We start from the raw sequence: 23,070 nt of genomic DNA on the forward strand, positions 1-23,070 counted from the left end.
GCTGGGTAGGCTCGGCCCATGAGCTCCCTGGCCGTGCATCCGATCGACCCTGCCGACGGCGGCCCGTACTCGGTCGCCGTGACCTCCGACGGGGCGGTGTGGTGCTCTCTCGTCCATGCCGGAGCCGTGCTGCGGCGGGACCGCGACGGATCGGTCGTGGTGCTGCCCCTCGGCGACTCCTCGCAGCCGGCCCAGGTGGCCGCCGCGGGCTCCGACTCGGTCTGGGTCGCCGACATGGCCGCGAACGCCGTGCTGCTCGTCGGACCCTCGGGCGTGCTGCGGCGCACCGACGCCCCGTCGCCCGGCGCGCAGCCCTACGGCGTCGCCGCGCTGCACGACGGCACCGCCTGGTTCACCGAGATGGGCAACGACTCGCTCGGCCGCATCGGCATCCTCGGCGGGGTCGCCGAGTTCGCCGCCGGAACCGTCGACGGCGTGGTCTCGATGATCGCGGCCTCGGGCGACTCGCTCTGGTTCACCGCGAACCAGGCCAACGTCGTGGGGTATGTGCGAGGGGCGGATGCTGTGCCGGCGCTGTTCCCGCTGCCCACGTCCGAGGCGGGGCCGGTGGGCATCGTGGTCGGTGACGACGGGGCGGCGTGGTTCACCGAGATCCTGGCCGGGCAGATCGGGCGGGTCGATCGCGGGGGGCGGGTCATCGAGCATCCGCTGCCCGACCGGCACTCGAAGCCGCACGCGATCGTGCGGGACGCGACGCCCGACGGGGGCTGCTGGTTCACGCTCTGGGGGTCGAACGAGCTCGGGCACGTGACGCTCGACGGGACGTTCTCGTTCGTGTCGCTGGCGGAGACGGGGCACGAGGAGCCGCACGGGCTCGCCGTCGGGGCGGACGGGACGGTGTGGGTCGCGATGGAGACCGGGGCGCTCGTGGCGGTGTCGGCGTGAGCGGGGGCGGGGAGGCCGAGGCTCGTCGGCTGGCGTCCGTCGAGGCCACCGGGCTGCTCGGAACGGGGCCCGAGGAGCGCTTCGACCGCATCACGCGGCTCGCGCAGGAGCTGCTCGACGCGCCGATGTCGTACCTGAACCTGGTCGACGACGTCTCGCTCGTGGTGAAGTCGCCGCAGGTCGTGGGCGAGCCCGCGCCGAGGTACCCGTACGGCACGGCGTTCTGCGAGTACACGGTTCATGGCACCGGGCTGTTCGAGGTTCCGGATGCGCGGGCCGACCCGCGCTTCGCGCAGACCCCGGCGGTGACGCAGTTCGGGGTGCGCTCGTACGCCGGCGTGCCGCTGCGGGCGGGCGACGGGGAGGCGGTCGGGACGCTGTGCGTGATGCATCCGGAGGCGCGGTCGCTCAGTGCGGCCGAGCGGGTGCGGCTGGGGGAGCTGGGGCGGTGGGCCGAGGGGGAGTTGCGGGGCGGGTCGGGTTCGTGGGGACGTTCTGGGTCTGGTTCGGCTTCGGTCTCGGTCTCGGTTTCGTCGGACGGTTCGGTCTCGGCTCTTTCGCTGCCGTTCGGGGAGGTCAGCGGGGACCTGCACGCGTGGGAGCGCAGCGGGTCGGCGGTGACCGTCACGGTGGGGGACGTGATGGGGAAGGGGGCTGTGGCCGGGGCGCTCGCCGAGGAGCTGCGGGCGGGGCTGGCTTCGTCGTCATCCGCCTCCGGGCCCGCCGTCGCCCTCGCCCGGGCGGCTGCGTCGCTCGAGCCGCGGCTCGCCTCGCTGGGAGCGTTCGTGACGCTGTTCCACGCGCGCATCGACGACTCGGGGCGCGTCGAGTACGTCGACGCCGGGCACGGCCTGACCCTGATCGTCCCGGCGTCGGACGCCGACCCCGTCGAGCGCCTCGCCTCCCGCGACCTGCCGCTCGGGGTTCAGGACGCCGCCTCGGGCTGGACGCCGCGCACGGTGCAGCTGCAGCCCGGCGACACCCTGATCTCGGTGACCGACGGCGTGCTGGAGCTCGACGACTCGACCCTCGACTCGCTGCTGCGCCTCGCCGGCGAACTGCGCTCCCGGCCCGACGTCGGCGGCTTCCTCGACGGCGTCGCGGCGCGCGTGGAGGTCGCGGCGGTGGACGACGACGTGACGGTGCTGGTGGTCGCCTTCGGCGCGCGCTAGCGTTCGGCCATGACCATGCGCCTGGAACTCGTGCCCATCGCCGTGAGCGACGTCGACGCCGCCATCGCCTTCTACCGCGACGTGGTCGGCTTCACGCTCGACCACGACGTCTCACCCGGCAACGGGATGCGCGTCGTGCAGCTCACCCCGCCGGGCTCGGCCTGCTCGATCGCGTTCGGGGTCGGCATGGGCAGCGGCGGCCCCGTCTCGAACCTGCACCTCGTGGTCGACGACGTGGCGGCGGAGCGCGCCGCCCTCGTCGGTCGTGGCCTCGCCGTCAGCGAGGTGCAGGACATGGGCGGCGTGCTCTACGCCTTCTTCGCCGATCCCGACGGCAACACCTGGGCGCTGCAGGAGATCAGGGTCACGTCACTGCCGCGGTAGCTCGGCTGACGCCGCGGGGAGCGCTGAGGCGATGGCGGCGAGCAGCTGGGGCGTCGTCGGGACGCCGGCGGCGCGCATCCGCTCTTCGCCGTCGGGGCCCGCGATGATCACGGTGGGCGTCGCCAGGATGCCCGCCCGCTCGCTCTCGTCGGGGGCGGTGGCGACGTTGACCTCGTGCCAGGCGATGCGGTCGCCGAGGAGCTCGCCGACCTGTTCGAGGGACTGACGGGTGCTCGCGCAGGCGCCGCAGAAGCTCGACGAGTAGAGCGTGAGGCTCAGTTCGGGCATGGTTCCTCCTCTCCTGCACAACGCTCGACGGGTCGTCGTTCTTCCCCAGGCGGCCGCTCCAGCCGGGCCTCGGGCGCGCCGACGATAGGATCGATTGTCAACTGGAGGGAATCCACATGCCAGCGATCGTCTTGATCGGCGCCCAGTGGGGCGACGAGGGCAAGGGCAAGGCCACCGACCTGCTCGGCAGCCGTGTCGACTACGTCGTGAAGTTCAACGGCGGCAACAACGCCGGCCACACCGTGGTCGTCGGCGACAAGAAGTACGCGCTGCACCTGCTGCCGTCGGGCATCCTGACGCCGGGTGTCACGCCGGTCATCGCCAACGGCGTCGTCGTCGACGTCGAGGTGCTCTTCCACGAACTCGAGGCGCTGGGCTCGCGCGGGGTCGACGTGTCGAAGCTGCTCGTCAGCGCCAACGCGCACGTCATCACGCACTACCACCGCACCATCGACAAGGTCACCGAGCGCTTCCTCGGAAAGCGGCAGATCGGCACCACCGGCCGCGGCATCGGGCCGGCGTACGCCGACAAGATCAACCGCGTCGGCATCCGCGTGCAAGACCTGTTCGACGAGGGCATCCTGCGGCAGAAGGTCGAGGGCGCGCTCGACCTGAAGAACCACATCCTGGTGAAGGTCTACAACCGGCGCGCGATCGCGGCCGAGGAGGTCGTCGACGACCTGCTCTCCTACCGCGAGCGGCTGCGGCCGATGGTGGCCGACACGGCCCTCGTGCTCGACCGCGCGCTGACGGCCGGCAAGACCGTGCTGTTCGAGGGCGGTCAGGCGACCATGCTCGACGTCGACCACGGCACCTACCCGTTCGTCACCTCCTCGAACGCCACGGCCGGCGGCGCCTCCACCGGCTCGGGCGTCGCCCCGAACCGCATCGACCGGGTCATCGCGGTGATCAAGGCCTACACGACGCGCGTCGGCGCCGGGCCGTTCCCGACCGAGCTGCACGACGAGTCGGGCGAGTTCCTGCGCTCGCGCGGCTTCGAGTTCGGCACCACCACGGGGCGGCCGCGCCGCACCGGCTGGTACGACGCTCCCATCGCGCGCTACACCTCGCGCATCAACGGCGTCACCGACTTCGTGCTCACGAAGCTCGACGTGCTCACCGGGCTGTCCACCATCCCGGTCTGCGTCGCCTACGACGTCGACGGCGTGCGGGTCGACGAGGTGCCGGTGTCGCAGAGCGACTTCCACCACGCGAAGCCGGTCTACGAGGAGTTCGAGGGCTGGTCGGAGGACATCACGGGCGCCCGCACCTTCGATGACCTCCCCGCCGCGGCGCAGCGCTACGTGCTGGCCCTCGAGGAGATGAGCGGCTCGCGCATCTCGGCCATCGGCGTGGGCCCCGACCGCGACGCGATCATCACCCGCCACGACCTCCTGACCTGACCCGCGGGCCGCCCCGCGGCCCCGCGCCCCCGCCCCCTGGGGCCGCGTGCGTCCCCGCGCCCCCTGCCCACGCTGCACGGGGTCGCGCAAACGGCCCTTCCTGGGGCAGCGAGCGGCCCTTTGCGCGACCGCGCCGGGCCTGCGTGGCGCGCGTGAACTTGCGCTCGCGGGTGGCCACCCTCGGGTGTCCCCGCACCCCCTGCCCACGCCTTGCGGGGTCGCGCAAACGGCCCTTCCTTGGGCCGGGAGCGGCCCTTTGCGCTACCGCGGCGGGGGCGCTAGGTGGCGGTGGGGGAGGTGCGGAGCGGGTGGCGGCGCTAGGTGGGCGGAGGTGAGGCTGATGGCGAGGGCGACGGCGGCGCCGAGGAGGGTTTCGAGGGTGCGGTCGCGCAGCATGCCGAACTCGTCGACCGGATGCGCGAGCTGCGCCATGATCAGCGCCAACGGTGTCACGAACACCACGGTCACCGCGTAGTTGCGCCCGATGAACAGCTCGGCTCCGACCTGCAGCAGCACCACGACCACCACGAGCACCAGCGTCGACGCCGGGCCGAGGAGGGCGGGTGACGTGACGGCGAGCAGCGCGGCGGCGAGCCCGACGCCGACGAGCGTGCCGAGCATCCGCTGACCGGCGCGCACGAGGTGCCCCGCCGTGTCGGCCGCGCCCAGGGCGGCCACCGCCGCGACCATCGCCCAGTACGGATGTCCGAGCCCCGTCGCCGTCGGGATCGCCCCCGCGACCAGCACGGCGAGCCCGACCGAGGCGATCTTGCGCGCCTGGCCGGGCTTCGCGGCCACCGCCCGGAACGACACGGCCATCGTGGTGGCCGGGCGCATCCGGGCCGACGGTCGCACCACGCCCATGGTGGAGACGAGCATCGCGAACAGCGCGCTCGCGGTCGCCAGCCCGAGCGCGACCAGCACCGTGCCGGGCTCGGCGGGCACAGATGCGCACGCCGCCAGCGCGAAGACGAAGAAGAGCGCGCCGGGCGGGTGCCAGTCGAGGGCGTCCGCCACGAAGGCGAGCCCCGCGGCGACGACGGCGACCACCGGCACCACGAGCCACTCGCGTGCGGGCGAGACGCCGATGGCGGTGCCGAGCACGACCACGCCGATCAGGGCGACCGCGGCGGCCGCCTGCATCCGGAGCCGGGTGCCGTGCGTGTGGCTGCGGCCGTAGAGCGCGGTGAAGGCGCCGAAGACGGCGTAGAGCGAGAGGTCGATGCGGCCCACGGCGTAGAGCGTGAGGAGCGGCACGGCCATCGCGATGCCGGCGCGGAGGGCCACCCGGTGGGCGCCGGCGTGCGGGCCGAACTCGACGAGGCGGCGGGGGTGGGGCAGCAGACCGGTGGCGATGAGGGACCTCTCGGGTGACGGAGCGAGCAGCAGGGGCGGGTCTCCGTCGACCGAATGTAATTCACTCGTGAACTATCTTAGACTGCTCGCATGGATGCTGCACCGGAGTCGGGGGCTCGTGACGTGGTCGACGAGATCCGCGAGGGGTGGGCGGGGCTGCGGCCGGAGCTCGACACGAGTGCGGTCGACGTGGTCGGGCGGGTGCTGCGCGCCGCCGCCGTGATCACGCGCCGGGGCGACGAGGTGCTGGGTGGGTGGGGGCTCGGGCGGGGGGAGTTCGACATCCTCGCGGCGCTGCGCCGGGCGGGGGCACCGAGGTCGCCCGGGGCGCTCCGCACCGTCTCGCTCGCGACCGGCCCCGCCACCACGAAGCGGCTGCAAGCGCTCGAGGCGCGGGGCCTCGTGGTGCGCACGCCGAACCCGCACGACGGACGCGGCGCCCTGATCGCCCTCACCTCCGCCGGCGAGCACCTCATCGACGAGGTCTTCCCGCAGCTGCTCGCGGTGGAGTCGGAGCTCGTGGCGGGTATCCCGCCCGCCGAGCTCGCCGCCGTCGTGGCGGCACTGCGCCTCACGGTCGCGAGCGTCGAGGGCGCCTGACGGCGGCGCCGCCCCCGCCACTGGCGCACCGCAAACCCCGCCCCGCCCCGCGCCGTGCGGCGACGGAAGGGGTCAGACGACGGTGTAGCCGGCGGGGAGGGTGCCGCGGCCGGTGAGCGCGAGCAGCAGCTCCTCGGCGTCGCCGCGGGTGGCCGCGACCCCGGCGGCCAGCGCGAGCGTCGCCGCGACGCAGGCCGCCGGCTGGCCGTGCGGGATGCCCGTGGCCCGCGTGATGTCGAGGGAGTGCACCACGAGCTCGAAGATGCGGGTGCGCAGGTACTCGGGCAGGGCGATGCCGAGCCCGCCGATCGAGACGATGCGTTCGGCCGGCGCGGCGTCGACGAGGGCCATGGCGCGGCCGAGAGCATCCGCCACCGCCTGTGCCGGATCGTCGCCCAGCCAGATGCCCGCCTCGACGCCCCGCGCCGCCACGGACGCCGGGTCGGTGAGGTCGCGGTAGACGCGGGAGTAGTAGTGCTCGGCGTCGGGCACGTTCTCGAAACCGGGGTCGTCGAGTCGCAGATAGCTCTCGACGGTGAGGATCGCCCGGGTCGTGTGCCCGACGAGCGAGCGCAGCGACCACTCCCCGAGCGCTTCGGTCTCCCAGGCGTCGTCGGGGATACGCGCGACGAGCGCGTGGAACGCGGTGGCGGACTGGTGGAACGCGGCGGCACTGCCCATCTGCATATCGTGGCATGCCTCGGGCCCTCCCGAGGCCGTTCCGGGGAGGATGCGCCCGAGCTCGCGATCCGCGCGCCCCATCGGGCCCGGCGACTGGTGCGGCCGGGTGCAGTGTGATAGAGAGACAGGCATGACCGCAGGGGGTGGATCCGGGCAGGCCGTCGCGCGGCCGGCGGGGCTCGTCGGACGGGCTGCCGAGTTCGAGCGCGCCGCCGCCGCCCTCCGGCGCGGGCAAGGTGTCGTGGTCGTCGGCGAACCGGGTTCCGGGCGCAGTCATCTCGTGCGCGCACTGGTCGCGTCCCTCGCGGCTGAGCCGGCCTCGCGGGCCTGGGTGGGCCGGGAGATCGACCGGTTCGACGATGCTCAGTCCGACCGCCTGGCGAGTGCGGTGCGGGCCGGTGAGCTCCTGCTCGTCGCGGAGGCCTCGTCACGACGGCGCCTGCCGGAGGCCCTGGACGCGCTGCGGCGCGAGGGTCTCGTCGAGGTCGTCGAACTGACGGTCCTGACTCCGCGGGAGCTGCTCCTCATCGCCGAGACGGAGCTCGGCGGCCGGCTCGACCACGATGCGGTGCCGCAGCTCGTCTCGGCTCGCGGCGGCGGGCACCTCGCAGCGTTCGAGGAGTGGATCGCCTGGTGCCGCTCGAGCGGCGCCCTGGTCGAGGCCGGGGGCGTCTGGTCGCTCCGGGCGCCGATCCCGAGGAGCGACCGCCTGCGGGCCCTCGTGCTCGACCGCTCTGCCGTCGAGCCGCGCGACGGGGCGAGCGGCGATGCGGCCGGCACCGAGGTGGCCGAGGCCGCGCTCGAGCTCCTGGCCCTCGCGCCCGGTCTCGCACTGGACACCGTCATCGCCGTGCTCGCCCGCCTCGGCACCCCGGCCGCCGAGGCGGAGGCCGCGCTCGAGCGGCTCGAGGACCGGTCGATGCTCGCCATCGTGCCGTCGTCGCCGCACGAGGCGCTCTACGTGCGGGACGGCATCGACGAGGAGATCCTCGCGGCCGGTGTCGGTGTGCTGCGCCGGCGCCGGATCGCGGCTGCGGTGGTCGAGGTGCTCTCGCAGAGCGACCCCGCGCAGCTCGGGCCCGCCGCCCTCGTCTCGCTCGCACGATACGGGCTCGACCTCGGAGTCCCCCCGGCCCCGGAGGTGCTGGTGGCGGCCGCGAAGTCGGCGCTCCGCTCCCCCGACGCCGGCTCGGCGCTCCGCATCGCCTCGGCCGCCGTCGAGGCGGGTGGCGGGTTCGACGCCGAGCTGACCCTGGCGGCGGCCGAGGCCCAGGCGGGCTTCGCGGGCCGTGCGTCCGACCGGCTCGAGCGACTCGTCGACACGGCCTCCGACGACATCCAGAGAACGGATGCGCTGCACGCGATGATCCGCCACGTCCGCGAGAGCGCCGTGCGAGCCGCGCCGGTCATCGACGACTCCTCGTGGGACCGACTCGTGCCCGCCGACGCTCGGCGCGACGCGCTCAAGGGGTTCATGCTGTTCAGCCTCGATGAGCCGGCCGCCGCCCTGGCGCTGATCGAGCCGGCGCTGCCGGCGCTCTCCGGGCTCGAGGAGGCGGAGGCCTGGTTCCACGTGGCCGCCATCCGGCTGTCGCTCGGCCGGCTGACCTCGGCGGAGCAGGCGCTCGACGAGGCCGAGCGGGCCTACGCGGCCTGCTCGGCCGACGCCTCGCACCTGCAAATGCTCCGGATGCAGATCGGCGTGCTGCGGGGCCGGGTGCGTGAATCGCTCCGCACCGTGCGTTCGTTGCGGGATGCGGCGGGCGTCTTCGGGCAGCCCCTGGCCGAGGGGATGCTCGGCTGGGCCATCGGCAACCTCCTCGCCTCGGCCGGCTCGATCGACGCGGCGATCCAGGAGTTCCGCACGGCGATCCGGATCGTGGAGGAGGCCGGCTTCGGCCGCACCCGCGCCCTCGTCGCGATGGACCTGGCCCTCGCCCACGCCCTGGCCGGTGAGGAGCAGCTGGCGCTCGACGCCCTGCCGTGGACGGACAGCGACGGTGACGCAACCGACCCCGATCGAGCCGCCGACGCGAGCGCCGACCCCGCGGGCCCCGCCGCGCACGGCGCCGGCCCCGCCGCCACCGGCAAGCTCCTCAAGGTGCAGGGCTGGATCCACGCCGGCGCCGGCCGCTGGGAGCAGGCCCGCTCCGCCTTCCTCCGCTCCGCCGCGATCTTCGAGGGTGGCGGCTTCCGCCTGCCGAGCATGGCGGTGCTCACCGACGCGGCCCGCGCGGGCAACGCCGTCGAGGTGCTCGACCGCGTGGAGGAGCTCGGGCGCGACATGGACGGCGAGTGCCTCGAGATCGGCATCGACCTCGTGCGGGTGCTCGCGAAGCGCGAGCGCCTCGACCCCGACGACGCCCTCGGTGCCGGCCGCCTGGCGCCGGAGCTCGAGGCGGTCGGCGCGGCCGCCGAGGGCGTCGAGCAGTTCATCGTGGCGGCCGAGCTCTTCGATCACGCGGCGCGCCTGCACCGCCGCGCCGGCGCCGAGCGGGCGGGCGCCGCCTGCGGGCGCCTCCGTGACCGCAACCTCGCGGAGTGCGGCCTCGCCCGGCTCCCGCTGATCCCCGCCGAGCATCCGGTCTCACTGTCGCAGCGCGAACGCGAGATCGCCGGCCTCGCGGTCGACGGATGCTCGAACCGCGAGATCGCCGACCGGCTGGTGCTGAGCGTGCGCACCGTCGAGACCCACCTGCTGCGCGTCTACCGCAAGCTGGGTGTGCGCGGCCGCACCGAGCTGGCCGGCGCGCTGACCCAGACGGCGACTCTGCCCTGACCGCCTGCCCCGCCCGGCGCTAGAGTCGTCGCATGAATGCGGTGCGACCCGATCCCGACGAGGCCCTCGAGGGGCGATACGTGCGGCTCGAGGGGCTGACCCACGAGGTGCTGCCTGAGCTGTACGAGGCCATCGGGCATCCTGAGGTCTTCGCCGGAGGCTACGGCGGCGGCCCCCAGGGCTACCGCGACAGCGTCGAGGGCTTCGTCGAGTTCGCCGAGGGCTACTACCAATGGGGAGTCGGCAACCCCTACGTGATCCGCCTGGTGGGCGGTCCCGACGCGGGCCGGGTCGTCGGCACCACGACGCTCGGCGACATCGAGCCGGCGTACGAGGCGGCCCACATCGGCTGGACGGCGTACGACCCGCGGGTCTGGGGCACGGTCGTGAATCCTGAGGCAAAGCTCCTCCTCCTGGGTGCGGCGTTCGAGCACGGGTTCGGTCGGGTGAAGATTCAGGCGGATGTTCTGAACACCCGCTCGCGGGCGGCGATCGCGAAGCTCGGTGCCACCTTCGAGGGCATCGTGCGGCGCGACCGGCCGCGGGCCGACGGGTCGTGGCGCGACTCCGCCGTCTTCTCGGTCATCATCGACGACTGGCCTGACGTCGAGGCGCGTCTGCGCGAACGTGTGGACAACCAGGGCGCCGGCCGAGCTGTGCAGCTGTAGTCCTGCTGTGCACCTGTCGTACAGAGAGCGAACGGATGCTGGGAAACGGCGAGCCGTGACCGAGTGCTCCGGAGAAGTGGTGAACTAGAGCCATGGAAGCTATCTACACTGCAATCGCCCACGCCTCCGGTGGCGGCCGCGACGGCCACGTCCGCAGCGAGGACGACCGTCTCGACTTCGACACCCGCCCGCCCAAGGAGATGGGTGGCTCGGGTGAGGGCACGAACCCCGAGCAGCTCTTCGCCGCCGGCTACTCCGCCTGTTTCCTCGGCGCCGTGCACGCCGCCGGCCGCGAGCTGAAGCTCGACACGAAGGACGCGGCGGTCTCGTCCAGCGTCTCGATCGGCTCCAACGGTGAGGGCGGCTTCGGCCTCGCCGTCGAGCTCGACGTCTACGTGCCGAACGTGTCGCCCGACCAGGCCCGTCAGGTCGCCGACAAGGCCCACACCATCTGCCCCTACTCCAACGCCACCCGCGGCAACATCGAGGTCACGGTCAACGTCGTCGAGTAGTCGATGACGGATGCCCGGGCCCACGCCCGGGCGACGCCTCACCGAGGCGATCCTGCCTAAGACGGGGTGCACGACTGCCAAAGCGTGCACCCCGTCGTCGTACCCGGCGCCGATGTCGGAGCCGGGCGCTACTGTCGCAGAGTGAGCTCGAACCGCCTGTCCACCGCCCTGCAGTTCTCGGCGCTCGGGCTGCTCTGGGGGGCGAGCTTCCTGTTCATGAAGGTGGCGCTCGGCGGGGTCTCGTTCGGGCAGGTCGCGTGGACGCGACTCGTGCTCGGCGCCCTCACCCTCGGCCTCGTCATGCTCGTGCTGCGCACGAGGCTGCCGCGCGAGCCGATCGTCTACCTGCACTTCGTGGTCATCGGCGCCTTCGGCTGCGCCATCCCGTACCTGCTGTTCGCATGGGCCGAGCAGTACGTCACGTCCGGCCTCGCGAGCATCTACAACGCGGTCACGCCCATCACCACGGCGCTCATGGTGACCCTGGTGTTCCGGGTCGAGAAGCTCGACCGCTCGCGGGTGCTCGGGGTCGTGGCGGGCATCCTGGGTGTCATCGTCATCATCGGGCCGTGGAGCTTCGTCGCGAGCGAGGCCGCGCACGGCGATCTGCTGCTCGAGCTCGCGGGTCAGCTCGCCTGCATCGGCTCGGCGATCTGCTACGGGTTCACCTTCGGGTACATCCGCCGGTTCATCAGCAACCGGCACCCGGTGTCGGGGCTGACGGCCGCCTTCTTGCAGGTGGGCATGGGGGCGGCGATCCTGCTGGTGCTGACGCCGTTCGTGGCGCTCGGGCCGATCGCGCTCGACGTGCCGATCGTCGTCAGCCTCGTGCTGCTCGGGGTGCTCGGCACCGGCCTCGCGTACTACTGGTACATGAACATCCTGAACGCGTGGGGGCCGACGGCGACGTCGACGGTCACCTACCTCACGCCGGTGGTGGGGGTGGCGCTCGGCATCCTGCTGCTCGGCGAGACGCTCAGCTGGAACGCGCCGGTCGGAGCGGTGATCGTGTTCGCGGGCATCCTGCTCGCGCAGGGGAGGCTGCGGCTGCCGCACCGGCGTGGGCCCGGGCGTGTCGCCCGCGATGCCGAGAAGACGGCCGCCGAAGCTGGCTAGAGTCGTTCCCATGGTGAACGAGCACGAGATCGGCGAGGCGGACGTCTACGGGCAGCTGGAGGGCATCCGCCAGTCGATCGACAACATCGACGCGGCCCTCATCCACATGCTGGCCGAGCGGTTCAAGTTCACGCAGACGGTGGGGCGGCTGAAGGCCGACCACGGGCTGCCGCCGGCCGACCTCGAGCGCGAGCAGCGGCAGATCACCCGCCTGCGCGGGCTCGCCGAGGAGTCGCACCTCGACCCGGCGTTCGCCGAGAAGTTCCTCAACTTCATCGTCGCCGAGGTCATCCACCACCACGAGCGCATCGCGGCCAAGGACTCCTAGCCGGCCGCCGGCCCGGCGGCCCGCCGCGCGAGGCGGCGGCCGCGGCGGGCGGCGGCGCTAGCCGCCGACGACCGGCCCGAAGTGCTGCGGCAGCGTCGCGCGGTGCGCGCCCGAGAGCTCGGCGAGCGGCACGGTGAACAGGCCCTGCACCTCGAGCGAGCCGGCCAGCGCATCCGTCACCCCGATGCGGAGCGCGGGGATGCCCCGCCCGTCGCAGAGGCCGCGGAACTTCACGTCGTCCTCCCGCGGCACCGACACGAGCACGCGGCCGGTCGACTCGCTGAACAGCGCGTCGGACTCCGAGACACCGTCGCGGGAGACGATCTCGTCGAGCCAGATGCGGGCGCCGATGCCGAAGCGCAGCACCGACTCGGCGACGGTCTGCGCGAGGCCGCCGTCGGAGAGGTCGTGCGCCGCGTCGATCAGCCCTTCGACCGCGCCGGCGCGCAGCAGCTCGGCCAGGGCGACCTCGCCGGGCAGCGACACCTGGGGCGGCAGTCCGCCGAGGTGGTCGTGGATGACCCCGGCCCAGGCCGAGCCGTCGAGCTCCGCACGGGTGGTGCCGAGCAGGTAGAGGTTCGAGCCCTCGTCCTGCCAGCCCGAGGGGATGCGCCGGGCGACGTCGTCGATCACGCCGAGCACGGCGACGACCGGGGTCGGGTGGATCGGCTGCGAGCCCGTCTGGTTGTAGAACGAGACGTTGCCGCCGGTGACGGGGATCTCGAGCTCGAGGCAGCCGTCGGCCAGCCCCTCGACGGCGCGCGAGAACTGCCACATCACCTCGGGGTTCTCGGGCGAGCCGAAGTTCAGGCAGTCGGAGACGGCCACGGGGGTCGCGCCGGTGACGGCGACGTTGCGGAACGCCTCGGCCAGGGCGAGCTGCGCCCCGCGGTACGGGTCGAGCTGGCAGTACCGGCCGTTGGCGTCGGAGGCCAGCGCGAAGCCGAGCCCCGACTCCTCGTCGACGCGGATCATGCCGCCGTCGTCGGGGAAGGACAGCGCCGTGTTGCCGAGCACGTAGCGGTCGTACTGGTTGGTGATCCACTCCTTCGACGCCATGTTCGGCGAGGCGACGACGCGCAGGAACTCGGCGCGCAGCTCGTCACCGGAGGTGGCGCGGGGCAGGCGCGAGGCGGAGTCGGCCTGAAGCGCATCCTGCCAGGAGGGGTAGGCGACGGGGCGCTCGTAGACCGGGCCGTCGACCGCGACGGTGCGCGGCTCGACGTCGACGATGCGCTCGCCGTGCCAGTCGATCTGCAGGCGCCCGGTGTCGGTGACCTCGCCGAGCACGCTGGTCTCGACGTCCCATTTGGAGGTGACGGCGAGGAAGCCCTCGAGCTTCGAGGGCTGCACGACCGCCATCATGCGCTCCTGGCTCTCGCTCATCAGGATCTCTTCGGCGGTGAGCGACGGGTCGCGCAGAAGCACCTTCTCGAGCTCGATGAACATGCCGCCGTCGCCGTTGGAGGCGAGCTCCGAGGTGGCGCACGAGATGCCGGCGGCCCCGAGGTCTTGGATGCCCTCGACGAGGTCGCCCGCGAACAGCTCGAGGCAGCACTCGATGAGCACCTTCTCGGCGAACGGGTCGCCGACCTGCACCGCGGGGCGCTTGGTCGGGCCGCCGGCCGAGAACGTGTCGGAGGCGAGGATGGACGCCCCGCCGATGCCGTCGCCTCCGGTGCGCGCCCCGAAGAGCACGACCTTGTTGCCGACGCCGCGGGCGTTGGCGAGGTGCAGGTCCTCGTGCCGCAGCACGCCCACCGACAGCGCGTTGACGAGCGGGTTGCCCTGGTACACCGGGTCGAAGTAGGTCTCGCCGCCGATGTTCGGCAGGCCGAGGCAGTTGCCGTAGAACGAGATGCCGCTGGTGACGCCGTGCACGACCCGGGCGGTGTCGGGGTCGTCGATCTTGCCGAAACGCAGCTGGTCCATCACGGCGACCGGGCGGGCGCCCATCGAGATGATGTCGCGCACGATGCCGCCGACACCGGTGGCCGCACCCTGGAAGGGCTCGATGTAGGAGGGGTGGTTGTGGCTCTCGACCTTGAAGGTGACGGCCCAGCCCTCGCCCACGTCGACCACGCCGGCGTTCTCGCCCATGCCGACCATGAGGTTCTTCTTCATCGCCGGTGAGACCTTCTGGCCGAACTGGCGCAGGTAGATCTTCGACGACTTGTACGAGCAGTGCTCGCTCCACATCACGGAGTACATCGCGAGCTCGCCCGAGGTGGGGCGACGGCCCAGGATCTCGCGGATCTTCGCGTACTCGTCGGCCTTCAGGCCGAGAGCCTCGTAGGGCTGCTCCCGCTCCGGGGTCGCGATGGCGTTCTCGACGGTATCGGCATTGCTCACGCGGCCAGGACTCCTTGAGTTGCAGGGGTGGGATGCGCGTCGATTCTACCGGGGCGAGTACCCCGTGCTGTCGGCGCCTCCACCGGTGCCCGCGCCGGCCCCCTCGAGCGACCCCGTGGTCTTGCCCGCCGGGTCGGTGATGATGCAGGTGATCAGGCGGTCGTCCGACTCGGTCCAGGAGTCGGCGGTGGGCACGAGGTAGCTGTAGTCGTAGACCGTGTCGGCGTAGGAGGCGCCGAGGAAGGTCTCGAAGGCGGTCAGGCAGCCGTCGTCGGCGGCGACGTCGACCTTGTCCTCACCGGGGAAGGCGCCGTCGGCGGTGTCGGGCACCTCGAAGTCGCTGTAGACCTCCCAGTCGTGCGGGGTGGCGCAGTCGACGACCGGCACCTCGTAGACGGTGTCGCCCGACCACTCGTCGAAGCAGTCGCCGACGACCAGGTCGAAGACGTCGGTGCCGGTGCCGTCGCCCGGCTCGCCCGACTCGCTCGGCGTGGGCTCGGGGCTCGCGAACGGCTCCGATGTGGAAAGAGGCTCGTCGAGGGGGTCGTCGGATGCTCCGCCGCCCGCCCCCGCGGCCACACCGATCACGGCGAGACTGGTGGTGACGCTGATGATGATCGACACCACGACGAAGATCACCACGAGGCCCGAGAGCACCGAGCCGATGATCACGCCGGCCAGCGCCGGACCGTTCTTGTAGCCGGCCTTCTTGGACTGGCTGAGCGCGATGGCCGAGATGATCAGGCCGACCAGGGTCGTGAAGAACGACAGGATGAGGCCGACGATGCCGAGCGTGCGGCCCGGGAAGTCGCCGTTCTGCGGCGGACCGTAGTACGGAGGCTGGCCGGGGGACTGCGGCGGCTGGCCACCGTACGGCGGCTGCGGCGGCTGGCCGTAAGGAGGCTGGGGCGGCGGCGTGCCGTACCCACCGGTCGGGGGCACCGGGGGTGGGGTGCTGCCGCTGTCGCTCATGGTCCTCCTCGTTCAGCCGTGCTCCGACGCTACCGCGCCGCGGGCTCCCACCCCAGTGCGGGCCCGAGCCGTTCCGCCATGTCGGTGATGATCTGCGCGTAGTCCTCGGGTTCGAACGAGAACGGCAGCGCGAAAGCCACCTCGTCGACGAGCTGGAAGGCCGGGTCGGCGTGCAGGGCGTCGGCGAGCTCGGCGGAGGTGCCGACCAGATCGGCGGCGAAGAGCATCCGCTTCGGACCCATCGGCACGCCCACACGCCCGGCCCGGCTCGCGGCGTAGGCCTCGTAGCGCGCTCGCTGCGAGGCGCTCGCCGAGTCGGTGGGGATGACGACGAGCCCCTGCGAGACCCGTGCGGCAGAGCCCAGCGGATGCGCGGCCCGGTACGCGAGGATCTGAGCACGCTGGTTCGTGGCGAAGTCGTCGCCCTCCTCGCCCTGCACCACGCTCGAGGTGAGGAAGTGGAACCCGTTCTCGCCCGCCCAGGACGCCGACCGGCTGCTGCCCCCGCCGTACCAGAGCCGGTCGGCGAGCCCCTCGGCGTGCGGCTGCACGGTGTCGGCGAACTCCTCGATGCCCTGGCGGCCCGAGAAGTCGCTGACGACGTCGCCCCGCACGAAGTCGCGGAAGCGCAGCAGGCGCTCGTAGCCGAAGTCCTCCTGCTCGCTCGTGTGCGGGTAGATCGCGTCGCGGTAGTGGTCGAGGTTCATCGGCACCCCCGCCGAGAAGCCGGGGTTCAGCCGACCTCGGGTGAGCACGTCGACGGTCGCGAGGTCTTCGGCGAGCCGGAACGGGTTCTCGGCCCCGATCGGGATGACCGCCGTGCCGAGCTCGATGCGGCTGGTGCGCTGCGAGGCGGCCGCGAGCACCGCCGTGGGCGAGGAGATGCCGTGCTGCAGGTGCCGCTGCCGAAGCCAGGCGCTGTCGAAGCCGAGCTGCTCGCCGCGCTCGATGATGCGCAGCGTGGTCTCGTGGCCGCCGGCGGGATCGGCCGGGTCGAACAGGCCGATGGTGAGGAAGCCGAGGCGCTTCAGCGGGGTTCCGGATGCGGGCATGCGTCGAGGCTACGCGGTGCGTCCGACGTCGGGCTGCTTCGTGACGCCGCCGAGCAGGGCCGCGAGCTCGTCCCACCAGGCGGCCGACGACGCGCGGGCGACCTCGGCCCGGGCGAGGCCGCGCGAGCGGATGCCCGCCCGGTCGGCCCACACGGCAGCCACCCGGTCGGCGGCCACCCGCGAGGCGCCGCCCGCCCCGTCGAGCACCGCGCCGCCCGCCCCTCCGAGCACCTCCCCGAGCTGCAGCACCGCGTCCTGCCCCAGGTTGCCGAGCGCCCCCGTCAGCTTCACGGTCGTGTAGTCGTCGACCGCGATCCCGATCGTGGGCACCCCGCCCGACACCGCGAACACGGCGGGGTGGTAGCGGCTCGTGACGACGAGCGAGGCCTGCCGCGCGAGGCCGGCGGCGGCCACCGAGTCGGGGGGCACGACGGCGGAGGAGGGCACGCGCATCCGCTCGGCCACCGCCTCGTGCAGCACCGAGTCGCCCCGTACCTCGTCGGCCAGGAGGCTGCCGAAGTGGGCGACGAACACGATCGCGAGTCCGGTCGACAGCGCGACCTCGTCGAGCAGCCGGGCCGCGGCGTCGGCGAACAGGTCGCGGGAGGCGCCGTTCAGGTGCGTCGAGAAGGTCACCGCGCAGTACGGGGCGGCTGCCGAGTCGACGGATGCCCGGTCCCCCACGAAGCTCGCGTCGTCGACGGTCGCCCGCAGCAGCCGCTCGGGCACCCCGAGCTCGCGGCAGAGCCCGTAGGACGACGGCTCCCGCAGCCCGGTCACGGCCGTGGACGACAGCAGCGAGGCCACGAGCGACGCGTCGGCCGCCGTGAGCTCGGGCCCGATCGTCTGCCCGCTCACCACGAGCGGCCGGCCGAGCGCCTCGGCCACCGCGCCGAGCGTCGCGCGTTCGAAGATGTGCAGCGGCCAGGTCGAGGCCATGTTGCCGCCGCCGCAGACCAGCACGCCGTCGCTCGCGCGCACGGCCTCGATCACCGCGTGGGCGGGGTCGCCGGGGGCGAGGAGGCCGCCCTGCCCGCGGGCCGTGTCGAGGACCCGGCGCATCCGCTCGCCGTCGGCGGCCCGGTCGAGGGAGGCGCCCGCGCTGAAGCCGATGCGCGCGACCGCGTCGACACCGTAGCGCGAGGAGGTCTCGGCCGGGTTCGCCGAGATCGCGGTGACGGCGGTCGCGCCGCGCTGCCGCAGCTGGTGCAGCGCCTCGTCGAACATCGCCTCGTCGCCGATGTGGATCATGTCGTCGACGACGCCGACGTCTCCGATCAGGACGAGACGCATCGAGGCTCCTAGGGGTCGGTGAGGGCGGCGGGAACGCCGGATTCACGCTAGCGGAATCGCGCCCTGCTCCCAGCCGCCGCGGCCTAGGATCAAGGGTGGTCCACCGCCCCGTCGGGCGGATCCTGCCCGGGCCGCCCGACCGAGGGAGGCCCCATGGGAATCCAGACTTCGCTGGACGCCGTCCGCGACGCCGAGCACATCGTCGACGCGCTGCGCCTGGCCGACGACCTGGCCTTCGAGGCCAATCGCGACCAGGGTGCGCGCACCATCCGCATCCTGTCCGCGGCCCTCCGCGACGACGACCAGCTCGTCGCCATCGCCGCCACGCACGCCCTCGCGCAGGTCTTCGACGAGCAGGCCGACCGGGCCCTGTCGCAGCTGCTCTCGAGCGAGCGCCCCTTCCTGCGCGAGCACGCGGCGTGGGCGATCGGCTCGCGCATCCCCCGGCTCGACGCCATCGGCCGGCTGATCGCCATGGTGGTCGGCGGCGGCTTCGGTGGGATGCTCGCCCAGCGCACCCTCGAGCAGTGGGCGTTCCCCGTCCCCGAGAACATCGCCATCGGTCTCGAGGGCGCCCTGCTCGGGGTGCGCGGCAGCGAGGAGCGCTACCGCCTCGTCGAGACCCTCGGCCTCGTGCGCGGACGGATCGCCACGCGCCCCCTGCTCACCATCGCGGCCGACGAGACCGAGGACGAGCAGGTGCGCGTCGCCGCCGTCTCCGCCCTCGGGCAGCGCCGCGACGAGGCCGCGACGGCCGAGATCCGCGCCTTCCTCGACGGCCTGACCGCGGGCGGCGGTTACCTCGCCGACGTCGCGCGGCTCGGCCTCGTCGACCTCGCGGGCGGCACCGCCGTGCGCGAGGAGCCGCACGACGACCTCACCGTCGCCCAGCTCTTCCTGCACGCCGACATCGACGCAGACCTCAGCCACGCCGGTTCCGGCGACAACGGCGGCATCGCGACCCTGCTCGTGCGCCTCGGCGACGCCCTCGTCGACGAGGGCTCCGAGCGGCGGGTCGAGCGGGTCATCACGATGTCGCGCGGTTCGGTGCAGGGCGCGGTCGAGAGCGTGGCCTCGATCCGGGCGACCACCGAGGGGCACGTCTACGGCCGCATCCCGCTGCTCAGCGCCCCCGTGAACAGCGCCTCGGCGTGGCCGCTGCGGGTGGCGGCCCGGCGGGGCATCCGTCGCATGCTGCGTGCCGCCGGCGGGGTCGACCTGCTGCACCTGCGCATGGCCGACGTGGGCTCGCTGGCCGCGGCCGACGTGGCGCGCGAGCTCGACGTGCCGGTGGTGTTCACGGTCGCGCCCGACCCGCACGCCGTCATCCGCTCGATGGACCTCGCGGGCCAGCTGACCCGCGCCAACTTCGGCGAGGTCGACGAGAACGAGCACTTCTGGTTCCGCACCCGGCTGGTGCAGCGGCTCGCCTCGAACGCCGCGCACAGCGTGCTCTTCCCGCGGCCGCAGCTCGAGAAGGACATGCGGGAGCTCGTCGGCATCGACGTCACCTCGCACCCCGAGCGCCACACGGTCGTGCCCGAGGGCATCGACCTCGGCGTGGTCGACCGCGGGGTCGCCGAGGCCGCCGCGCTCGCCTCCGGGCTGCCGGCCTCGCCCGCGCTGGCCGAGCTCTCGGCGCTGCTCGAGGGGCTTCCGGATGCGCGGCGGGGCCTGCCCCTGCTGGTGAGCGTCGGGCGCTTCCACCGGGTGAAGGGCATGGCGTCGATCGTCGAGGCGTGGGCCACCGGTCCGCTCCGCGACCAGGCGAACCTGCTGCTGATCGGCGGCGACCTCGAGAACCCCTCGGTCGACGAGCGGGAGCAGCTCGCACTGATGGACGAGCTGGTGCCGGCCGCGCTGCGGCTGGAGCACGGGCTGCTGCTGCCGGGGCACCGGCCGAACGACACCGTGGCCCGCTGGGTCGCGGCGGCGCGCTTCGGCGTGCCGGGGCTCGCCACCCCGCGCGGCGTCTACGTCTGCGGCAGCGTGAAGGAGGAGTTCGGCATCGCGCTGCTGGAGGCGATGGCCTCCGGGCTCCTCGTCGTGGCACCCGACGGCGGCGGGCCGGCGACCTACGTGGAGCGCGGGGTCACGGGCATCCTGACGCAGACCTGGAACGTCTCGTCGCTCGCCCTGGCGATGTGGGACGCGTTCGCGCTCGCGCAGTCGGGCACGAACCCCGGGCAGGCGGAGGCCTCGCGGGCGACCGTCGAACGCAGCTTCACGGTCGAGGCGATGGCCGACTCGCTGGTCGGGGTCTACGACGGCGTGCACGTCGAGTACTCGGCGGCGGGCGTCGCATGACGCTGCTGATCATCAGCCCCGACTACGCCTCGCACCTGCTGCCGCTCGCGACCCTCGGCACCGCGTGGCAGGCGGCCGGCGAACGGGTCGTCGTCGCGACCGGGCCGGCGACGGATGCGATCGTGCGCTCGTTCGGCTTCGAGCGCGTCGAGCTGCAGCTCGGCAAGGGGTCGAACCCGGGCGTGATCCGGGCGGAGGAGCAGCCTGCGGGGGAGGATGACGCGCTGCGCGGCTTCTTCGACGCGACTCGGCGCGGCATGGTCGCCGCGCTGTCGTTCCAGGCCTCGGCGCGGCTGTCGGATCTGATGTGGGAGCCGGTGCGCACCGCGCGGCGGGTGCAGGAGGTGGTCGCGGCCGTGGCGCCCGACCGCATCCTCGTCGACCATCTCGCGTTCAGCGCCCGGCTGGCGCTGGTGGCGGCGGGGATCCCGCACGTGGACGTGGTGCTCGGGCATCCGTCGGCCCTGCCCGTGCCCGGATCGGGAGAGGTGTACGGGTTCCCGCCGGCCTGGCCTTCCGTGTTCTCGTCGTCGCTGCTGTCTTCTGAGCTGCAGGATCTGCGGGCGCTCTGCGAGCAGGTCGACGCGAACTTCACCGCCGAGTGGAACGCCGCGCTGCGGGAGCTGAACCCGTCGGCACCGCCCGCGTCGAGCGCCTTCGAGGAGCACGGCCAGACGCTGCTGTTCAACTACCCCGTCGAGCTGGCGGACGCCGGCCGCCGGGCCCTCTACCCCGCCTCGTCGTTCATCGGCTCGTCCGTGCGCTCGGAGGACGCGGACGAGGTCAGGGCGGTGGAGGCGTGGATCGCGTCGTCGCCCGAGCCGATCGTGTACGTCAGCTTCGGCAGCTTCCTCTCGGTGCGCGACGACGTGCTGGCGCGGGTCGTCTCGGCGCTGCGGTCGCTCGCCGCCACGACCCCGCTGCGGGTCGCGCTGGCCGTCGGCTCGGCCGACCGCGCGGTGCTCGGGGAGCTGCCGTCGTCGTGGCTGGTGCAGGAGTTCCTGCCGCAGGTCGCGCTGCTCGGGGCGGCCGCCGCCGCCGTCACCCACGGCGGCAACAACAGCGTCACCGAGGCGATGACCGCCGGGGTGCCCTTGCTCGTGCTGCCGTTCTCGACCGACCAGTTCGCGGGGGCCGCCGCCCTCGTCGACGCGGGGTTCGCGCGGGCGCTCGACCCGAACGCGGCGACGCCGTCCGCGCTCGCGGAGGCGCTCGCCGCGCTGCTGCCGCTCGCCCCCGAACCCGCCGCGCGCCTCGCTGCGCTGTCGGCGTCGCTCCGCGCGGCGCCGGGCCCGGCGCGGGCGAGGGCGGCAGCATCCGCCGCCCCGCCCCTCGTGACCCCGCCGCACTGATCGACTAGCGTCGAGCCCATGATCGACGTGACCTTCCCGCGCGACCTCCTCTTCACCGGCGCGCTGTTCGGCCTGGTCGCCTTCGTCTGGGCGGGGTGGGCGCACGAACGCCCGCCGCGGGGCGTGCTCTGGCGGGTCGTGCTGGTCGTGATCCAGGCCGCGGGGCTCGCGCTCCTCGGCATCGGCCTGCCGCCGCTCCTCCGGAACTGGGACGCGCCCTCGGCGCTCGTCTCGGGCTCGCCCGCCCTCGTCTGGTACATCGTCGTCGCGTGGATCGAGGTCGTCGTCATCGCCGCCGTCGCCGTGTGGCTGATGCGCACGAAGCGCGCCGAGCTGGTCGCGGCCCCGGCGATGGTCGTCGTCGGGATCCATTTCGTGCCGCTCGCCGTCGTGTTCGGTCAGCCGATCCTGATCGTCGCCGCCGTGCTGCTCACCGCAGTCGGCGTGGTCGCGTTCTTCCTGCCGCGTCGGGTCGCGGCCCCCAGCTTCTGGTGCGGCGTGCTGGGCGGCCCGGTCTTCCTCGCGGTCGGCGCGACGCCCCTCGTGGCCGGGCTGGGCGCGATCTGACGGGAGCCCGTCGCCGGGGTGGGGCGGGCGGCGTACGGTGGGCCACATGAGCCCCACCAGCAGCGACGACGCCCGCGACCAGTACAGCTTCGACAACCCCGTGACGCGGTACGCGCGGGTCGAGCCGCCGCTGCAGCACCAGCCCGAGCCCGGCGTGCAGGGCCCGATGCAGCCGGTGCCCGACCTCGGCGAGGAGAGCTACCGCGGGCTCGGCCGGCTCGTCGGCCGCAAGGCGCTGATCACGGGCGGCGACTCGGGCATCGGCGGCGCCGTGGCGATCGCGTTCGCGCGCGAGGGCGCCGACGTCGCCATCTCCTACCTCCCCGACGAAGAAGCGGATGCCCGCCACGTCCTCGAGCTCGTCGAGGCCGCCGGGCGCCGCGGTGTCGGCCTGCCGGGCGACATCACCGACGCGGCGCACTGCCGGCAGCTCGTCGCGGACGCGGTGGAGCAGCTCGGCGGCCTCGACATCCTGGTCAACAACGCGGGCAAGCAGATCGCGGTCGACCGGCTCGAGGACCTCTCCGACGAGCAGTTCGAGCAGACCTTCCGCACCAACGTCTTCGCCAACTTCTGGATCACCAAGGCCGCCCTGCCGCACCTGCCGGCCGGAGCATCCATCATCAGCACCGCGTCGCTCGAGGCCTACCAGCCCTCACCCGAGCGGGTCGACTACGCCGCCACGAAGGCCGCCATCAACAACCTCTCGAAGGGGCTGGCGCAGCAGCTGGCGCCGCGGGGCATCCGCGTGAACGTCGTGGCACCGGGCCCGACCTGGACCGCACTGCAGGTCTCGGGCGGCGTCAGCGACGAGCAGATGACGGCCTTCGACGACGAGAGCACCTACCAGCGCGCCGGTCAGCCGGCCGAGCTCGCGCCCGCCTACGTCTTCCTCGCCTCGGCCGAGTCGAGCTACGTCTCGGGCGAGACCCTCAACGTCAACGGCGCGATGCCCACCCCCTGAGCGGATGCTCCCCGCACT

21 protein-coding genes are annotated in these 23,070 nt (G+C 73.3%); 14 read left to right on the plus strand and 7 right to left on the minus strand.

The window, feature by feature from the left end:
• The first annotated feature begins 18 nt into the window (after positions 1–18).
• Genes ITJ64_RS08330 through ITJ64_RS08340 form a run of 3 tightly spaced genes read left to right on the plus strand, consistent with a single transcriptional unit; the run spans position 19 to position 2,462 of the window.
• The gene (locus ITJ64_RS08330) at positions 19–906 is read left to right on the plus strand and encodes a virginiamycin B lyase (RefSeq protein ID WP_194680187.1); all 888 of its coding nucleotides are present in this window, start codon (positions 19–21) and stop codon (positions 904–906) included.
• A complete protein-coding gene (locus tag ITJ64_RS08335; protein ID WP_194680188.1) occupies positions 903–2,078 on the plus strand; it encodes a GAF domain-containing SpoIIE family protein phosphatase in 1,176 nt (391 codons plus the stop codon). The genes ITJ64_RS08330 and ITJ64_RS08335 overlap by 4 nt, the downstream gene beginning before the upstream one ends.
• A gap of 9 nt (positions 2,079–2,087) precedes the next feature.
• On the plus strand, positions 2,088–2,462 hold the full coding sequence (locus tag ITJ64_RS08340) for a VOC family protein (protein WP_194680189.1): 375 nt from the start codon (positions 2,088–2,090) through the stop codon (positions 2,460–2,462).
• Here ITJ64_RS08340 and ITJ64_RS08345 read toward each other — a convergent pair.
• Complete coding sequence (locus ITJ64_RS08345; RefSeq protein ID WP_228507751.1) at positions 2,448–2,750, minus strand: thioredoxin domain-containing protein; 303 nt, start codon at positions 2,748–2,750, stop codon at positions 2,448–2,450. The genes ITJ64_RS08340 and ITJ64_RS08345 overlap by 15 nt on opposite strands.
• A gap of 116 nt (positions 2,751–2,866) precedes the next feature.
• On the opposite strand from ITJ64_RS08345, the gene ITJ64_RS08350 reads away from it, so the two are divergent.
• Entirely contained in the window at positions 2,867–4,153 is a 1,287-nt protein-coding gene (locus ITJ64_RS08350) for an adenylosuccinate synthase (protein ID WP_194680190.1), read from the plus strand.
• 261 nt (positions 4,154–4,414) lie between these two features.
• On the opposite strand, the gene ITJ64_RS19330 is transcribed toward ITJ64_RS08350, so the two are convergent.
• Positions 4,415–5,440, minus strand: coding sequence for an FUSC family protein (locus ITJ64_RS19330; protein ID WP_194680191.1), 1,026 nt, complete (start codon positions 5,438–5,440; stop codon positions 4,415–4,417).
• Positions 5,441–5,599: 159 nt separating this feature from the next.
• Here ITJ64_RS19330 and ITJ64_RS08360 point away from each other — a divergent pair, with 159 nt between their 5' ends.
• Positions 5,600–6,109: a MarR family winged helix-turn-helix transcriptional regulator gene (locus ITJ64_RS08360; RefSeq protein ID WP_194680192.1), complete on the plus strand. Its 510-nt coding sequence runs from the start codon at positions 5,600–5,602 to the stop codon at positions 6,107–6,109.
• 72 nt (positions 6,110–6,181) lie between these two features.
• Here the strand turns inward: ITJ64_RS08360 and ITJ64_RS08365 are convergent, their stop codons facing one another.
• Positions 6,182–6,790 (minus strand): maleylpyruvate isomerase N-terminal domain-containing protein, encoded by a 609-nt coding sequence (locus tag ITJ64_RS08365; protein WP_228507752.1) that lies wholly within the window; start codon positions 6,788–6,790, stop codon positions 6,182–6,184.
• Positions 6,791–6,920: 130 nt separating this feature from the next.
• Between ITJ64_RS08365 and ITJ64_RS08370 the strand changes: the two genes are divergently transcribed.
• The 5 genes from ITJ64_RS08370 to ITJ64_RS08390 all read left to right on the plus strand — a co-directional run bounded on the left by ITJ64_RS08370 (position 6,921) and on the right by ITJ64_RS08390 (position 12,193).
• Positions 6,921–9,569 carry a LuxR family transcriptional regulator gene (locus ITJ64_RS08370; RefSeq protein ID WP_194680194.1) on the plus strand — a complete coding sequence of 883 codons (2,649 nt, stop codon included), beginning with the start codon at positions 6,921–6,923 and terminating at the stop codon, positions 9,567–9,569.
• 32 nt (positions 9,570–9,601) lie between these two features.
• Positions 9,602–10,237, plus strand: a complete 636-nt coding sequence (locus tag ITJ64_RS08375) for a GNAT family N-acetyltransferase (RefSeq protein ID WP_194680195.1) — start codon at positions 9,602–9,604, stop codon at positions 10,235–10,237.
• A gap of 92 nt (positions 10,238–10,329) precedes the next feature.
• On the plus strand, positions 10,330–10,749 hold the full coding sequence (locus ITJ64_RS08380; RefSeq protein ID WP_194680196.1) for an organic hydroperoxide resistance protein: 420 nt from the start codon (positions 10,330–10,332) through the stop codon (positions 10,747–10,749).
• Between the two features lie 141 nt (positions 10,750–10,890).
• A complete protein-coding gene (locus ITJ64_RS08385; protein ID WP_370545098.1) occupies positions 10,891–11,865 on the plus strand; it encodes a DMT family transporter in 975 nt (324 codons plus the stop codon).
• Between the two features lie 10 nt (positions 11,866–11,875).
• Complete coding sequence (locus ITJ64_RS08390; protein WP_194680197.1) at positions 11,876–12,193, plus strand: chorismate mutase; 318 nt, start codon at positions 11,876–11,878, stop codon at positions 12,191–12,193.
• Between the two features lie 57 nt (positions 12,194–12,250).
• Here ITJ64_RS08390 and purL read toward each other — a convergent pair whose 3' ends face one another.
• From purL to ITJ64_RS08410, 4 genes are read right to left on the minus strand one after another with little or no spacing between them, the layout of a single operon-like run.
• Entirely contained in the window at positions 12,251–14,545 is a 2,295-nt protein-coding gene (gene purL, locus ITJ64_RS08395; RefSeq protein WP_194680198.1) for a phosphoribosylformylglycinamidine synthase subunit PurL, read from the minus strand.
• 45 nt (positions 14,546–14,590) lie between these two features.
• A complete protein-coding gene (locus ITJ64_RS08400; RefSeq protein ID WP_194680199.1) occupies positions 14,591–15,517 on the minus strand; it encodes a DUF4190 domain-containing protein in 927 nt (308 codons plus the stop codon).
• Positions 15,518–15,546: 29 nt separating this feature from the next.
• Positions 15,547–16,569 (minus strand): LLM class flavin-dependent oxidoreductase, encoded by a 1,023-nt coding sequence (locus ITJ64_RS08405; protein ID WP_194680200.1) that lies wholly within the window; start codon positions 16,567–16,569, stop codon positions 15,547–15,549.
• 9 nt (positions 16,570–16,578) lie between these two features.
• The gene (locus ITJ64_RS08410) at positions 16,579–17,862 is read right to left on the minus strand and encodes a polysaccharide pyruvyl transferase family protein (protein WP_194680201.1); all 1,284 of its coding nucleotides are present in this window, start codon (positions 17,860–17,862) and stop codon (positions 16,579–16,581) included.
• A gap of 153 nt (positions 17,863–18,015) precedes the next feature.
• Here ITJ64_RS08410 and ITJ64_RS08415 point away from each other — a divergent pair, with 153 nt between their 5' ends.
• Genes ITJ64_RS08415 through ITJ64_RS08430 form a run of 4 tightly spaced genes read left to right on the plus strand, consistent with a single transcriptional unit; the run spans position 18,016 to position 23,052 of the window.
• Positions 18,016–20,169, plus strand: a complete 2,154-nt coding sequence (locus ITJ64_RS08415; protein ID WP_194680202.1) for a glycosyltransferase — start codon at positions 18,016–18,018, stop codon at positions 20,167–20,169.
• Positions 20,166–21,521, plus strand: a complete 1,356-nt coding sequence (locus ITJ64_RS08420) for a glycosyltransferase (RefSeq protein WP_194680203.1) — start codon at positions 20,166–20,168, stop codon at positions 21,519–21,521. The genes ITJ64_RS08415 and ITJ64_RS08420 overlap by 4 nt, the downstream gene beginning before the upstream one ends.
• Before the next feature lie 18 nt (positions 21,522–21,539).
• A complete protein-coding gene (locus ITJ64_RS08425; protein WP_194680204.1) occupies positions 21,540–22,088 on the plus strand; it encodes a hypothetical protein in 549 nt (182 codons plus the stop codon).
• 46 nt (positions 22,089–22,134) lie between these two features.
• The gene (locus ITJ64_RS08430; RefSeq protein ID WP_194680205.1) at positions 22,135–23,052 is read left to right on the plus strand and encodes an SDR family oxidoreductase; all 918 of its coding nucleotides are present in this window, start codon (positions 22,135–22,137) and stop codon (positions 23,050–23,052) included.
• Positions 23,053–23,070 lie beyond the last annotated feature (18 nt).

Source organism: Herbiconiux sp. VKM Ac-1786, from assembly GCF_015350805.1.
In the GTDB taxonomy this organism is placed as follows: Bacteria; Actinomycetota; Actinomycetes; order Actinomycetales; family Microbacteriaceae; genus Herbiconiux.